The following is a 15,278-nucleotide window of genomic DNA, read 5'->3' as shown; positions in this document are numbered from 1 at the left end:
AGAAGGCATTCATGGCAAAAAATCTAGTTATAGTTGAGTCCCCGGCCAAGGCTAAGACCATTGAAAAAATATTAGGTAACGACTTTGAGGTAAAATCTTGTTTTGGGCACATACGCGACCTGGAAAAGGACGATATGGGTATCGACATTAATAATAACTTCAAACCTAAATATGCTATTCCCGAAGATAAGGAAAAGATAGTGAAGGAGTTAAAGAAGCTTGCCAAAGATACCGATGAGGTTTGGCTGGCAACGGATGAGGACCGGGAAGGAGAAGCCATATCATGGCATTTGTGTGAGGTATTGGGGTTGGACCCCACATCCACCAAACGCATTGTTTTTCATGAAATTACAAAGCCCGCTATAGAAAAGGCCGTACAATCGCCCCGTTTGCTGGATATGAACCTGGTAAACGCCCAGCAGGCCCGCCGTATACTGGACCGGATTGTTGGTTTTGAGCTGTCGCCCGTGCTATGGCGTAAAATGAGCATGCGTAACTCCCTGTCTGCCGGCCGCGTTCAATCCGTGGCCGTACGTTTAATTGTAGAGCGGGAACGCGAAATCAACTCCTTTACCCCTGTAAGCAGCTTTAAGGTAGAAGCCTTTTTTACCGCCAAAGACAGCCAGGGCAAGGTGATGAGCTTTAAGGCAGAAGGCCCCTCCCGGTTTAAAACCGTGGAAGACGCTGAAAAGTTCCTGCAGCAGTGCATTGGCGCTACCTATTCAGTTAAGGATATACAGGTAAAGCCCGCCAAAAAATCGCCCGCAGCGCCTTTTACCACCTCTACCCTGCAGCAGGAGGCCAGCCGCAAGCTGGGCTACAGCGTTTCCAAAACCATGCTGCTGGCCCAGAAATTGTACGAAAGCGGTAAGATCACGTACATGCGTACTGACTCTGTAAACCTTTCTGATACGGCGCTTACGGATATTAAGCAGGCTATTGACAAAAGCTATGGTGAAAAGTACCATCAGCACCGCAAGTTTAAGAACAAGAACGAATCGGCCCAGGAAGCGCACGAAGCCATCCGGCCCACCTATATGGACAATGCTACTGTAGACGACAGTGATACCCGCCGGCTGTATGAGCTTATCTGGAAACGTACCATTGCCAGCCAGATGGCCGATGCCGAACTGGAAAAAACAGTTGCCAAAATAGATATATCCACCAATCATGAAGAGTTGACCGCCAGCGGTGAAGTGCTCAAGTTCGACGGCTTCCTGAAAATTTACATGGAAGGCCGCGATGAAGAGGACAGCGATGAAGAAGACCAGGAAGGTGTATTGCCGCCGCTAACCGTAAAGCAGGTGGTAGACCTGAAAGAAATGAAGGCCACTGAAAAATTTACCCGCCCCGCCCCCCGTTATACGGAAGCCAGCCTGGTAAAAAAGCTGGAGGAGCTGGGCATAGGCCGCCCCTCTACCTACGCCCCCACCATTACCACTATCCAAAAGCGGGGATACGTGGAAAAGCGGGATAAGGAAGGCATAAAAAGAGAGTTTCGTATACTGGTGCTAAAGGCCGATAAGATCAGCAAAAACGCTGATACCGAAAATACCGGTGCAGAAAAGTCCAAGCTGTTTCCCACAGACCTGGGCATGATTGTAACGGACTTCCTGAACCAGTACTTCGACTCTGTAATGGATTACGGCTTTACCGCCAGAATTGAAGAAGAGTTTGATGAAATAGCCAACGGCAAAAAGGTTTGGAATAAAATGCTCAACGAGTTCTATAAGCCCTTTCATGAGGATGTGGCCAACACCCTGGAAAAGGCAGAACGCGTAAAAGGCGAGCGCCTGTTAGGCGAAGATCCTGAAACCGGCAAACCCATCGTAGCCCGCATGGGACGTTACGGCCCCATGATACAGATAGGTAAGGCCGAAGATGAGGAAAAGCCGCGCTTTGCCAAGCTAAAAGCCACCCAAAGCATTGAAACCATTACCCTGCCCGAAGCCATGGAGCTGTTTCGCCTGCCGCGCAACCTGGGCATGTTTGAAGGCCAGGAAGTTACGGTGAACATAGGCCGCTTTGGCCCATACGCGCAGCACGACAAAAAGTTCTACTCCCTTAAAAAGGAAATGGACCCTTACACCGTGGAGCTGGATGAAGTAGCGCCGCTGATAGTAGAAAAGCGGGCCGCCAAAGACGAACGCACCATTAAGGTATTTGAAAAAGAAAAAATACAGATATTAAAAGGACCTTACGGACCGTATATCAAACAAGGGTTGAGGAACTACAAAATACCAAAAGAGCGGATAGACCACGCTGCGGAAATTACCGTGGAAGAAGCTAAAGCTATTATTGAAGATGTAAAAGCCAACCCGCCCAAGAAAAAGGCGCCGCCTAGAAAGAAGAAGACTGAATAATGTGCAGATGTGCAGATATGCACATTGCCAATTTGTGATGCGTATGAACGAAACAAAAGAAATTAATGCGCTGTTCCATTTGCTGGACGATCCGGATCAGGAAGTATTTGATACCGTAGCCAATAAGATATTGCTGTTTGGGAAAGAAATTATTCCTAACCTGGAGCATTTATGGGAAAACACCATAGATGAATCCATACAGGAAAGAATTGAACAGCTGATACACCGTGTGCACTACCAGGACCTGCAGGTGGCCATAAAGCACTGGAACCGGGTAGAAACGCCGGACCTGCTGCAGGGCGCCATGCTGGTGGCCCGCTACCAGTTTCCCGATATGCAGCCCAACCCTGTAATGACCGAAATTGAGCGCATTAAACGCAACATATGGCTGGAGTTGAATAATTACCTTACCCCGCTGGAGCAGATCAATGTGCTCAACAGCATGATCTATAACTATTTTGGGTTAAAAGGTGAGGAAGTTGCTTACATGCGTAAGAACCAGTTTTTTATTAACCAGGTGATGGAAGCCAAAAGAGGCAACCCCATTACCAACGGCATTATTTACCAGAGCCTGTGCGCTATGCTGGACCTGCCGGTATACGCTGTAAATATTCCCCGCCAGTTCATACTGGCCTACTTCGACTCTTTTTACGATTTTGCAGAACCGCCCAAACCGGAAGATTACCGCATCCTGTTCTTCATAGATCCCATGCAGGGGCAAATATACTCCCACCAGGATGTAGAAACCTACCTGAAAAGAGTATCTGTACCGCCGGTGCCGGCCTACTACCGGCCGCAATCAAACAAACAGATCATCCGCTTTTTGCTGGAGGAGCTGTCTAAATGTTTCCAGGATGATAAGGAACAGTACAAGATTGATGAGCTGCAGAACCTCATTAATATGTTGGCGGATTAATGATGCAGTTAAAAATCTAAAATATTAAATGTAAAATGTTGAGTGTAAAAGTTAATGCAGCGGTGCTGCTCACTTAACTTTTACATTTTACATTTAATATTTTGCATTTTACATTCTCCCAATCTTTTTCCAGTAAATAATAGTGCCCGTAAGGCCGCCATATGGCTTTAATGCAAAGTCGGGGATTACGCCGGTGCGGTGATAGCCCATTTTATCATACAGGCCCGCAGCGCCTTCATCTTCCGCAGTATCGAGCGTAAGCAGGGTTTTACCACGTTCGGCTGCAATGCGTTCCGCCTCCTGCAGCAGCATGCGCGCAGCGCCCTGCCCACGGTACTGCATGCGCGTCATCATTTTGGCTATTTCTGCGCGGTGCGGCTGGTTAGGCGGGCAATCGAGCAGCAGGGTTACGGTGCTTATTAAAAGCGGGCCGTCGTAAGCGCCCAGTATTACGCGCTCTCCGCGGTCGGCAGCTGCCAGCGATGCCTGCCAGAATGCCTGGGCCTGTTCCGGCGCTAACGGATGCATAAAGCTAACAGAGCCGCCGTTGGCTACTGTATCAATAATCAGGTCTGATAAAGCGGCAAGGGTTTCGGGCTGGCTGCCCAGGGTTGCAATGCTGAATTTAGTATGCATACAAAACATAGATTTTATTTCCGGTAATAACCGCGCAGCTTCACAAAACCTTCCTGCGCGCACCTATTGCCGGTATTTTTTTGCGCCGCACCTACGCCGCGCTGCTGAAGGTTGATGCTGTAAATATAAAAAAAGCAGAACGCTGATCCCAACATGGCGATCAGCGTTCTGCTTTATGTATTTAGCTTAAAGCGTTAGTTGCTTCCGGGCTTTGATTTCATTTTCGGATAAGACATTACAATCAGGTCGTTCATCACATTCACCGCCTCATCCAGGTAAGGATCTTTTGCGCGGAACTTCAGCCAGTCTTTATTACGGGCCAGCTTACTGGTATCGTTACCCAGCTTGTCCAGGTCTGTTTTCAGGTTGGCAATGTTCAGCTCTTTTACCTTATCGTTCACAGAATCGTACTTCTTCAATGCGGCGCTATTGCTCTTCTGCTCGGCCTTATAGGTAGCCAGGTTCAGCGAGTAAGACTCCTGCTTGTCTATTTTTTTAATAGCGTTTATGTTCTCCGTCATGGTTTTAAACGCTTCGTTGCTGCTTACGCGGGCTTCGCTTTTCTTTTTCAGCGCTTCTACATTTACCGGGTCGTACCAGGTGGTGTAGTTCGCTTTGGGAATTTCGTCCCAGGCCAGCGCATCTTCGTCTTTCCGCTCTCCAACTTCAGAATAAGGGTCGGGCAGCACAATGTCTGAGCTTACTCCCCTCAGCTGGGTAGAGCCGCCGTTGGCGCGGTAAAATTTCTGTACCGTTAGCTTTAACGCGCCCAGCGGACCTACTTCCGGTTTGGTGGGGAAGAAATCGTCCAGGTTATACATGCGCTGCACAGTGCCTTTACCAAAGGTTGAGGGGCTGCCGATAATTACGGCGCGCTTGTAATCCTGCATGGCGGCCGCCATAATTTCGGAGGCAGAAGCGCTGTACTCATTTACCATAATGGCCAGGGGGCCATCATATTGCACATTCTTATCACGGTCGGGCAGCACTATTTTTTCACCGCCGCGGGAACGTACCTGCACTATAGGCCCTTCCGGTATGAACAGGCCGGCCATTTGCACTACATCCTGCAGTGAGCCGCCGCCGTTATAACGCAGGTCCAGTATAATGCCTTCCACATTTTCCGCTTTCAGCTTTTGTATTTCCTTGGCTACATCTACGGCGGAACGGGCGCCGTTGCGGTCCTGGAAGTCGGCGTAAAACTCAGGCAGGTAAATATATCCTATCTTATGCTGGCCGTTGATAATGGCCGATTTGGCAAAGGTATCATCCAGCACAATCTCGTCACGTACAATAGCAATTTCTTTTACGGTACCATCCGTACTTTTTACGGTAAGCTTTACGGTAGTGCCTTTGGCTCCCCGGATGATTTTTACCGCATCTTCCACGGCATAACCGGTAATGTCTACCGGCTCTTTATCGCCCTGCGCTACTTTCAGGATCACGTCATTGGCTTTCAGCTGCCCCTGTTTCCAGCTGGGGCTGCCGGTTACAATGCTTGCGATCTTTATCTTATCATCTTCTTCCCTCAGCTGTGCGCCAATGCCATAGAACTTACCGGCCATCTGTTCTTCAAAATATCTTTTTTCAGCAGGGGGCATAAAGTCTGTGTGCGGGTCCATGGTAGTGGTAATGGCGTTTACATACAGGCTAAAGCGGTCGTTATCGTCCTGTTTGGCGGTAAGGCGGTCAAAATACCGGTCATATAGCTGCTTTACCTTGGCGCGTGCTTCCACTTCCAGCTCAGCATCTGTTTTAGGTTTAAAGCCGGGTTTGGATTTTTCCTTTTCCTGCATTTCCTGCAGGTCGGTTAATTTTTCCAGGGTGCGGTATTTCAGCACTTTGCGCCAGGCTTCTTTACGGGCAGCTTCGTCGGCCGGAAAATCCAGCTTATCGGGGTCCAGCACCACCTCTTCATTTTTGCTGAAGTCAAACGGCTTCGCCAGTATGGCAGGATATATTTGTTCGGCTTCTTTTACGCGCTGTTTGATAATGCTGTTTACTGCGTTAAAGCAGTCCAGGGATGCGCCCTGCAGCTCATCATCAATGTGGGTGGATAAAGCGTTTAACTTATCTATATCGCTTTTGAGGAGAAACTTCTTTTCGCTGTCCAGGTTTTTTAAGTACTTGGTAAATACTTCTTTGGAAAAAGCGTCGTCCAGGGGTTTGGGTTGATAGTGCCCTTCTTTCAGTATCTGCCCTACCAGGTTCATGATAATCTCATACCGGCCGGGAGGATCGCTTGCTTTGCCTAACTTATTGAAAGCCAGAACGCCACCGGAAATCACGATCAGTAACACCGGTATAATCACTTTCATTCTTCTCATATGGAACAATTGAACTTTATCAAATTTAAAATAAAAATGGCTCTCCTGGGAGTGGATAAATAGTGGTTTAACAAAACATTACCGCTAAAATCCTACCAATTTATACACGTACCCCTTAAAACCATCACTTGTTGAAGAACTGCAAAGCATATATAGCTCACCTGCTTCATCTTCGCCCCAGCTTAATATCTGTAAGCCGGTTTCAGGGCGGCCATCCAGCTCCAGGTTGGCCCGTTCCCATTTACTGCCATTTTGTACCAGCACCCACGATTTGCCGTTATAATCCCCGAACACATAGCTGCCCTTTAGCGCCGGAATAGCTTTGCCGCGGTACACATAGCCGCCTGTTACGCTAATGCCCACATCGTGGCTATATTCAGCAATAGGGAGTATCAGCTTGCTTTTATCGGCGCCGTCAGGCACATTATAGTCGTGGTAACCTTCCATTATACGCCAGCCATAGTTGCCGCCTTTTTTAATGATGTCTACCTCCTCATATTTATTCTGCCCTACATCGCCCGCAAACAGCTGTTTGGTAGCGCGGTCAAAGGAAATGCGCCAGGGGTTGCGCAGGCCATAGGCCCATATTTCCGGGCGCACATCTGTGCGGCCTGCAAAGGGGTTGTCTTTAGGTATCTTATACGGATCCCCGTTTACATCTATACGTAATATTTTGCCCAAAGGGGTGTTCAAATTCTGGCCGTTACCTGTTTTGCCATGCTTATCGCCGCCACCGCCGCCATCGCCCACGCTGATGTACAAATAGCCGTCGGGCCCAAATACCAGGTTGCCGCCGTTGTGGTTTGACTCCGGCTCTTCTATTTCCATTACTACCCGCTTGCTGGCCGGGTCGGCCATATTGGGGTTGCCAGCCGATACCGTAAATTCGGCTATACGGCTTTTATGGTTGCTGCCGGGCGTAGCGGAAGGCACGCTGTAATACACATAGAACTTTTTATTTTGCTTAAACCGCGGGTGAAAGGCAATGCCCAGCAGCCCGCGCTCATCATAACCCGGGTTAATGCGCACCATTTCACCGCTTACATCCAGGAAAGGCTGGGCCGCCAGCTGCCCGTTCTGCACCATCCAAACTTTCCCCTCTTTCTGGCAAATGAACAACCGCCCGCTGCCATCTCCCGGCACGCCAAAGGCAACAGGAGAAAGTATTTTATTGGTCACCAGCTGTAAGCGGGCTTTACGGGCAGGGGGTTCTTTTAATTCCGGGGCGCCCTGGCAGGCAATGGAAAACGCCAGCACAGGTACGGCCATCCATAAACGAAATGCATTCATAATAGCGGTAATTGACTATAAAAATAATCATCTTACAGGGATGACTGTTACCGCTCAACATTTACTTTGGCAATGGCGGCAAATTTTATGAAAAGCATTTGCCACACAGGCTAAAAAGCGCTGCCATAGTGGATTTGCATATTTCGCACTTTACATTTCAGGCAATTATTTTAAATTTGTATCACCTTATTATTCAACAAAACCCATCAGCTTGGACACGGTAACTACTGCTAAGAATGACCCATATGCCTCTCTACGCATCCGGGAATTTAACTTTTACCTCATTATCCGTTTTGCCGTTGTATTCGCCCTTACCATGCAATTCACGATCATTGAATGGAAGGTGTATGCCCTTTCCCATGATCCGTTTACGCTGGGGCTCATAGGCCTGGCAGAAGTGATACCTGCCCTGGTGCTGGCGCCCTTTGCCGGCCACCTGGTAGACAAGCGGGAAAAAAGGGGCATGCTGCTGGCCTGCATGGCTGCCTATATTGTTATTGGCACGGCGTTGTTCCTGCTTACCTGGGACCGCGCGGTACAGGGCCTTAAAACCCAGTGGGTGCTGAACCTCATATACCTGATGGTGTTCTTTGGCGGTATTGTACGGGCCTTCGTTAGCCCATCCAACTTTTCCATGCTGGCCCTGCTGGTGCCGCGGCCGCTTTATGCCAACGCCTCTACCTGGAGCAGCAGCGCCTGGCAAATAGGCAGCATGACCGGCCCGGCTTTAGGCGGGCTTTTTATTCACCTGTTTGGGGTGCACTGGTCTATGCTGGTGGTGGTAGGCTTTTTTATTCTATCCCTGCTTTCCCTGCTACAGATAAAGCCCAAGCCCGTTTACTATAAATCCCAGGGCGAAGGCTTTGTAGAAGGCCTTACCAGGGGCATCCGCTTTGTATGGAACACAAAGGTGGTGCTGAATGCCATGGCGCTGGATATGTTTGCCGTGCTGTTTGGCGGCGCCACAGCCATGCTGCCGGCTTTTGCCACAGATATACTGCATGTTGGCTCGCTTGAGTTTGGCTTTTTAAGGGCTGCGGTGGCAGTAGGCTCGCTGCTTACCATGTTCATACTGGCTTACCGGCCGCTGGTGAATAAGCCCGGTATTAAGCTGCTGGCGGCTGTATTTGGCTTTGGCTTGTGCATTATTGTTTTTGGCCTGTCTAAAAGCTATTACCTGTCGTTTGTTGCCCTGCTGATAAGCGGCATGCTGGATGGGATCAGCGTAATTATCCGGCAAACCATTCTGCAGTTAAAAACGCCGGACGATATGCGCGGGCGGGTAGCCTCTGTAAGCTCTATGTTCGTAGGCTCTTCTAATGAGCTGGGGGCTTTTGAAAGCGGTTTTGCAGCCCGCCTGCTGGGGCTGGTGCCTTCTGTTGTATTCGGGGGCTGTGTAACGCTGGGAGTGGTGGTTACTACCTACATTATTTCCCCGGCCATGCGCAAGCTGGATCTCAGGGCGTAAATAACCATGAAGCAACAGGCTGGCCGGCTTTGTTGCCGCGAATTGATTTATACGGCTTTTGACTGTTAATGCAACAATGGCTGTTTATGGGGGTGGAGGGCTACCGCAAAGGGCTGGCCGACGATAAGCTGTTAATGCAACAATAGCTGTTTATAGGGCCGCTGTTCTTAAAAGTACGCCGTTTTCCCCCTGCACAACTGCTGCGCTACTCGGGTGCAACTGCGGAAAAACGGGGTTTTCCCTAGGGAGCTATTGCTGCGCCATTGCTGCGCAACTACTCCCCCCTGCATAAACCCCTACATCTTTTTTATTCGGGTTATTTCATGATGGCCTTTAATCTTTCCAGCACATAATATACAGCCGGGCAGATAGTGCTGTTCAGGTAGGTAGTATTGGGGCGTTTAAAAAAGTCGTAGCTATCGGTATAAGGATAATTTTCACAGTCGCCGGGGCGCACTTCGTAAATGCTGCAATAATTATCGGCCCCAAGGAACGGGCAGGGTGAGCGTTTTACCACGTAATCGCCGTCTTCATCCAGGCGCAGGTAAGTTTCAATGAATACCGACTCTTTGAGGCCCAGGTGTTTGGAAATGCGTTTAATATCGGGCGTTTTAAACCGGGGACTAATAGTTTTACAGCAACCGGCGCACTGCAGGCAGTCAATGTGGGAAAAAGCCTCTTCGTGCAGGCCGGGCAGCAGCTTTTCAACCCCTTTGCCTTTTTTGGTTTGCAGCTTTTGCAGGAATTGCTTATTAGCCTTCTGCTTTTCTTTTGCCTTCAGCTCCCAGTTCTCTAGTAAGTGGTTCATTTGGCTGCAAAGATAGGGGAAGCGGAAAGCAAAAAGCAAAAGGTAAAAAGCAAAAAGCAAAAAGCTGATTGATGCGGATAGATTGCCGCGATAAATGTGTTGCGGACAGCCTTGGGCTTTGCACTTCCTGCTTTGTTTTTGATCTTTCGGTATTGGCATTGTGCACCGGCATTAGACTTTTAGCTTTGATTTCGGGCTTTCCGCTTTCAACCCTACGCTTTTTGCTTTATGTACCGGCATTGAACTTTCTGCCTTAGATCTTCTATTTTGGTTTTCCTGACTTTGCGCTTTCAGCCTTATGCTTTATGCTTTATGCTTTGTGTACCGGCATTAGGCTGTATCCTTTGGCTTCCTGCTTTTTACTTTTTACCTTTTGCTTTTTACTTTTTGCTTTCCCGCTTACAATCGCATGACAAACACCGCCTTTTCCTATTGCCTTTTATCACCACAGTTTCCACAACCCCGTAGCTTGTTTGGCAGTTGCTTAAAATCGTTATAGTTTTGCACATTCTTTTCAAACTACCTGCTTTTGCATCATGAATCTTTTTGATATTCAACAAAGTGAGTTTGTGCCCCGTCACATCGGGCCCAACCAATCTGAAACCAACCAGATGCTGGAAACCATCGGTGTTTCCTCCCTGGATGAGCTGGTGAACAAAACCGTGCCCGGCAGCATCCGTATGCAGCAACCGCTGGCAATACCGGCGGCCATGAGTGAAAGCGACTACCTGCGGCACCTCAAGGAGGTTTCGCTTAAAAACAAAGTATTCCGAAACTATATAGGACAGGGTTATTACGATACTATTACGCCCGGTGTAATACAACGTAACATATTTGAAAACCCGGGATGGTACACCCAGTACACTCCCTACCAGGCAGAAATTTCACAGGGCCGCCTCGAAAGCCTGCTCAACTTCCAGACCATGGTAAGCGACCTTACCGGCCTGCCCATAGCCAATGCCTCCCTGCTGGATGAGGCTACAGCAGCAGCCGAAGCCATGACCATGTTCTTTAATGCGCTGAACCGCGATCATGACCACCTTACCCGGCCTAAGTTTTTTGTAGATAACAACGTATTCCCGCAAACCAAAGATGTGGTGCTTACCCGCGCTACTCCCCTGGGTATTGAGGTAGTATACGGCGATTATAAAACCGTGCAGCCGGATGCCGCCTACTTTGGCGCCCTGCTGCAATATCCCAACGACCTGGGTGCGGTAGAAGACTACCGTGCTTTTATTGAAAAGGTACACGCCGCGGGCGCTTATGTGGCCATGGCTACGGACCTGCTGGCCCTTACCCTGCTTACCCCCCCGGGAGAGCTGGGCGCCGATGCCGCTTTAGGCAGCGCACAGCGTTTTGGCGTACCCCTGGGCTTTGGCGGCCCGCATGCTGCTTTTTTTGCAGTAAAGGATGATTTTAAACGCGCCATTCCCGGCCGCATCATAGGCGTTAGTATCGATGCCCAGGGCAACCGCGCGCTGCGCATGGCCCTGCAAACCCGTGAGCAGCACATTAAACGCGAAAAAGCCACTTCCAACATCTGCACCGCGCAGGCATTACTGGCCAATATGGCCGCCATGTATGCTGTATTTCATGGCCCGCAGGGCTTACAGCGTATAGCCACCCGCGTGGCGCTGCTTACCGGCATCCTGGCGGAAAAGCTGCAGGCCAAAGGCATTACAGTACTGCAACAGCAATTCTTTGATACTATACACGTAAAAGCCGCAGCGGAAAGCATTAAGCCTAAGGCAGAAAAAGCAGGCATTAACTTCCGTTACTTCAGCGCAGATAACACCATCGGTATTTCGCTGGATGAAACTACTACCATACAGGATGTGAACGACATGCTGGGCTTATTTGACGCCGGCCAGGTAAGCATAAGCAGCATACCTGAAAAACCTGCGGCCATACCGGCTTCGCTGGCGCGCACATCGCCCTACCTGCTGCACCCGGTGTTTAACAGCCATCACAGCGAAACCCAAATGATGCGCTACATTAAGATGCTGGAGAACAAAGATCTTTCCCTGAACACTTCTATGATCTCCCTGGGCTCCTGCACCATGAAGCTGAATGCAGCTACGGAAATGATACCCCTGAGCTGGGCCCACTGGGGCAAAATACATCCCTTTGCGCCTAAAGATCAAACTGTGGGTTACAAACAGATCACCGAAGAGCTGAGCGAATACCTTTGCAGGATCACGGGCTTTGATGCCTGCAGCCTGCAGCCTAACAGCGGCGCGCAGGGCGAGTACGCCGGCCTGCTGGTTATACGCGCCTACCACGAAAGCCGTGACGAAGCGCACCGCAACGTAATGCTTATTCCTATTTCCGCACACGGCACCAACCCTGCATCGGCAGTAATGGCGGGCTTTAAGGTAGTGGTGGTAAAAGCGCTGGAAAACGGGTATATAGATGTGAATGATCTCAAAGCCAAGGCCCAGGCGCACGCCAATGACCTGGCAGGTATTATGATCACCTACCCTTCTACCTACGGTGTGTATGAAGAGAGCGTAAAAGACATTTGCAATACCATTCACGAATACGGCGGCCAGGTTTATATGGATGGCGCCAACATGAACGCACAGGTAGGCTTAACAGCTCCCGGCCTCATTGGCGCAGATGTTTGCCACCTGAACCTGCATAAAACCTTTGCCATACCGCATGGCGGCGGCGGCCCCGGCATGGGCCCTATTTGCGTGGGCGCGCACCTGGCGCCTTTCCTGCCCGGGCACGTGTCACTGAATAAAGGCAATGCGCAGGCAGTATCTGCCGCACCTTACGGCTCGGCCAGCATCCTGCTTATTTCTTATGCTTACATCCGCCTGCTGGGCGCTAACGGCGTTAAACAGGCATCTGAATATGCTATCCTGAATGCCAACTATATGAAGGCAAAACTGGAAAAGGCGTACGACATCCTGTACACCGGCAGCAACGGTACCTGCGCGCATGAGTTTATTGTAGACCTGCGCCCCTTTAAAGGCAGCGCCGGTATTGAAGCGGAAGATGTGGCCAAACGCCTGATGGACTACGGCTTCCACGCTCCTACCATGAGCTTCCCGGTAGCAGGCACCATTATGATAGAACCCACGGAAAGTGAGGACAAAGCAGAGCTGGACCGCTTTTGCGATGCGTTGCTGGCTATCCGTGAAGAGATACGCGCCATAGAAGAAGGAAAAGCCGATAAGCAGAACAACGTACTGAAAAATGCGCCGCACACACAGTTTGTTATTACTGAAAATGAATGGGCATTTCCTTACAGCCGGCAACAGGCTGCTTACCCGCTGGAATATGTAAAGGTGAACAAGTTCTGGCCCTCCATTAGCCGGGTAAACAATACCTATGGCGACCGTAACCTGATATGCACCTGCGAACCGGTAAGCGCGTATGCAGAAGCAGAGGCGTGAGTCAATTACGAATTGTTTAATTACGAATTACGGATTGAAAACAGCGAAGCATTGATGGCGTGCCCAAAGGCACAACGCAATTGCTGATTGTACAATAGATAACTATCGCCAGCGGCTGTATATTTAAAACATATACAGCCGCTTTTTTTTGACTGCCAGCCTGATGCAAACAGGCGCATGTTCAGGCGATTGCAACACACAAAACGGGCGCAGTGCGTTGCATCTATAATATTGCGTATGGCATTAAGCTGGTTCAACTTAATGCTGCATTATATAAAACCTTCATTGATAGCGCCTTCTGTTTTTACCCCTGCCACAACTAATCAAAAAGGACACAATTCCCCGGAAATCCTTATCAGATCAATATCTGATAGAAATAGATTACATATATACTATTTCAACAATTAATCATTTATGACTATATTAGTAACAGAAAAACCTTATTTTACTTATGCAGGATTTCTCTTTTATGACCACAGAAGAGCATTTTCTACTACAAGATGCCCTCAAGAAAAACAAAAAACAGGTAACTAAATTCGTACTGATTGGCCTTACACTGATGATCATAGCCGCCGTAGTTCCACAGGTATACCTGTACACACACAGCACTCCCGAAGAGGCGGATCAATCCCTGTTTTCCTACACCAATGGCTGGTTTTGGGTTTGGATGCTATGCTTTATTGTAGTATTGGTTTTTGCATTGATCAAGGTAACAGAGGTGCGCTACTTTACCATTAAGCGCGACCTCATGGCATTGCAGAAAGGCACCTTACAGGTACCCCTGCAGGCCGTGTACCATGAGAACAACGACACACAAACCAACTTTATGGTAGTGCTGCCCAACACCAAAAGAAAAAGGCTGTTCTACTGGACCCGCGGCGCGCTGAATGGCTTTCGCGTGGGTAATGAAGTGGAGATCAGCTATGCCCGCTATTCACGGGTAATACTAGCCATTAATAAAGTGTAGCAGAAATGAAGTAATAAAAGTAAAGGGTGAAGCAGTAGTACTTCACCCTTTACTTTTGCCCCTTACGGCTGAACACCCGCAACAGGCCGTTATTTACCGCTGCTGCCAGCAGCTGCTGCAGCTAATAACAGCTCCTCTTTCATTGGCTTGTTTGTTCATAACATAACGGCAGTAACTAAATTCAAGCGTATTCAGGCTAACCTAACAATTCGTCCCGCACCTTTTTGGGCAGGCTGGCTACTACCAGGTTATAGGAGTCGGTGATCCATTCATACAGCAGCTTGTCCGATATGCCGCCGCCCTGCGTCATCACCGTATTCCAGTGCTTTTTATTCATGTGGTAACCGGGTGCTACGCCATCATAGCGTTCCCGCAGCTCCACTGCTTTTTCCGGGTCGCACTTCAGGTTCACCGTATCAAAGCTGTTAATATCCGTTAAGGCAAACAGCTTGCCCATTACCTTATATACCAGGGTATCGGGGCCAAAGGGAAATTCTTCTGTTACGCCTTTAAGGCCCAGGCAGAAATCGCGGAACTGTTCAATATGCATATTCTAATTTACGATTTTGGGCGTACCGTTTTACAATTGATGTAAATATGCATCCATCCATCAATTAATAGATAAGCCCTGCGTCAAAGTTTGTAAATTCAGCGCTTCAATCAAAATCTAAACCTCATAAGTTATGCGTAAACAATTGTGGCTGGCCCTTGCCATCCTGCTTGTATTACCGGCTTTTGCAAAAGCCATTAATGAAGACTCCCTCTGGATGTACGAGCACTACACCAAGAAAGAAGTGTACATTCCCATGCGCGACGGCAAACGCCTTTTCACGTCTATCTACATTCCTAAAGATAACAGTGAAAAGCATCCCATGCTGATGACCCGCACGCCTTACAGCTGTGCGCCTTACGGTGCGGATAAGTTTAAGCCTTACTGGCGCAGCTATACGTTCCGCTACCTGAAGGCAGGATATATCATGATCACCCAGGATGTAAGAGGCCGCTGGATGAGCGAAGGCACCTTTATGGACGTACGGCCCTACAACCCCAATAAAAAGGGCCGCAACGATATTGACGAAGCCAGCGATACTTACGACAC

Annotated in this window: 11 protein-coding genes; 6 read left to right on the top strand and 5 right to left on the bottom strand. The window is 49.0% G+C overall.

The features are described 5' to 3' along the window. Positions 1-11 precede the first annotated feature (11 nt). Both topA and VFS25_RS15535 read left to right on the top strand, forming a co-directional pair. Entirely contained in the window at positions 12-2,363 is a 2,352-nt protein-coding gene (gene topA, locus VFS25_RS15540) for a type I DNA topoisomerase (RefSeq protein WP_326463084.1), read from the top strand. Positions 2,364-2,406: 43 nt separating this feature from the next. Next, complete coding sequence (locus VFS25_RS15535; protein ID WP_326463083.1) at positions 2,407-3,279, top strand: transglutaminase-like domain-containing protein; 873 nt, start codon at positions 2,407-2,409, stop codon at positions 3,277-3,279. A 108-nt stretch (positions 3,280-3,387) separates the two neighbouring features. Here VFS25_RS15535 and VFS25_RS15530 read toward each other — a convergent pair whose 3' ends face one another. The 3 genes from VFS25_RS15530 to VFS25_RS15520 all read right to left on the bottom strand — a co-directional run bounded on the left by VFS25_RS15530 (position 3,388) and on the right by VFS25_RS15520 (position 7,532). After that, a complete protein-coding gene (locus tag VFS25_RS15530) occupies positions 3,388-3,915 on the bottom strand; it encodes a GNAT family N-acetyltransferase (protein ID WP_326463082.1) in 528 nt (175 codons plus the stop codon). A 194-nt stretch (positions 3,916-4,109) separates the two neighbouring features. Beyond that, the gene (locus VFS25_RS15525) at positions 4,110-6,242 is read right to left on the bottom strand and encodes a carboxy terminal-processing peptidase (RefSeq protein WP_326463081.1); all 2,133 of its coding nucleotides are present in this window, start codon (positions 6,240-6,242) and stop codon (positions 4,110-4,112) included. Positions 6,243-6,326: 84 nt separating this feature from the next. Then, positions 6,327-7,532: a PQQ-dependent sugar dehydrogenase gene (locus VFS25_RS15520; protein ID WP_326463080.1), complete on the bottom strand. Its 1,206-nt coding sequence runs from the start codon at positions 7,530-7,532 to the stop codon at positions 6,327-6,329. A 211-nt stretch (positions 7,533-7,743) separates the two neighbouring features. Here VFS25_RS15520 and VFS25_RS15515 point away from each other — a divergent pair, with 211 nt between their 5' ends. Next, on the top strand, positions 7,744-9,000 hold the full coding sequence (locus tag VFS25_RS15515) for an MFS transporter (RefSeq protein ID WP_326463079.1): 1,257 nt from the start codon (positions 7,744-7,746) through the stop codon (positions 8,998-9,000). Between the two features lie 316 nt (positions 9,001-9,316). Here VFS25_RS15515 and VFS25_RS15510 read toward each other — a convergent pair whose 3' ends face one another. After that, positions 9,317-9,808: a YkgJ family cysteine cluster protein gene (locus VFS25_RS15510; protein WP_326463078.1), complete on the bottom strand. Its 492-nt coding sequence runs from the start codon at positions 9,806-9,808 to the stop codon at positions 9,317-9,319. 536 nt (positions 9,809-10,344) lie between these two features. Between VFS25_RS15510 and gcvP the strand changes: the two genes are divergently transcribed. Further along, on the top strand, positions 10,345-13,212 hold the full coding sequence (gene gcvP, locus VFS25_RS15505; RefSeq protein ID WP_326463077.1) for an aminomethyl-transferring glycine dehydrogenase: 2,868 nt from the start codon (positions 10,345-10,347) through the stop codon (positions 13,210-13,212). A 451-nt stretch (positions 13,213-13,663) separates the two neighbouring features. Beyond that, complete coding sequence (locus VFS25_RS15500) at positions 13,664-14,179, top strand: hypothetical protein (protein WP_326463076.1); 516 nt, start codon at positions 13,664-13,666, stop codon at positions 14,177-14,179. A gap of 196 nt (positions 14,180-14,375) precedes the next feature. On the opposite strand, the gene VFS25_RS15495 is transcribed toward VFS25_RS15500, so the two are convergent. Further along, positions 14,376-14,729, bottom strand: coding sequence for an MmcQ/YjbR family DNA-binding protein (locus VFS25_RS15495; RefSeq protein WP_326463075.1), 354 nt, complete (start codon positions 14,727-14,729; stop codon positions 14,376-14,378). Positions 14,730-14,862: 133 nt separating this feature from the next. Here VFS25_RS15495 and VFS25_RS15490 point away from each other — a divergent pair. Next, positions 14,863-15,278: CocE/NonD family hydrolase (locus VFS25_RS15490; protein ID WP_326463074.1), on the top strand; the 416-nt coding region annotated here is incomplete at its 3' end.

The sequence above is a fragment of the Chitinophaga sp. genome (assembly GCF_035761305.1).
In the GTDB taxonomy this organism is placed as follows: Bacteria; Bacteroidota; Bacteroidia; order Chitinophagales; family Chitinophagaceae; genus Chitinophaga.
The sequence above is the reverse complement of the archived record's forward strand: the minus strand, read 5'-3'. Positions and strand labels throughout refer to the sequence as shown.

Coding starts and splice junctions, on each gene's coding strand:
- VFS25_RS15520 (WP_326463080.1), bottom strand. CDS start 7,532: ATGAATGCATTTCGTTTATGGATGGCCGTACCTGTGCTGGCGTTTTCC.
- VFS25_RS15525 (WP_326463081.1), bottom strand. CDS start 6,242: ATGAGAAGAATGAAAGTGATTATACCGGTGTTACTGATCGTGATTTCC.
- VFS25_RS15500 (WP_326463076.1), top strand. CDS start 13,664: ATGCAGGATTTCTCTTTTATGACCACAGAAGAGCATTTTCTACTACAA.
- VFS25_RS15510 (WP_326463078.1), bottom strand. CDS start 9,808: ATGAACCACTTACTAGAGAACTGGGAGCTGAAGGCAAAAGAAAAGCAG.
- VFS25_RS15530 (WP_326463082.1), bottom strand. CDS start 3,915: ATGCATACTAAATTCAGCATTGCAACCCTGGGCAGCCAGCCCGAAACC.
- VFS25_RS15535 (WP_326463083.1), top strand. CDS start 2,407: ATGAACGAAACAAAAGAAATTAATGCGCTGTTCCATTTGCTGGACGAT.
- topA (WP_326463084.1), top strand. CDS start 12: ATGGCAAAAAATCTAGTTATAGTTGAGTCCCCGGCCAAGGCTAAGACC.
- gcvP (WP_326463077.1), top strand. CDS start 10,345: ATGAATCTTTTTGATATTCAACAAAGTGAGTTTGTGCCCCGTCACATC.
- VFS25_RS15495 (WP_326463075.1), bottom strand. CDS start 14,729: ATGCATATTGAACAGTTCCGCGATTTCTGCCTGGGCCTTAAAGGCGTA.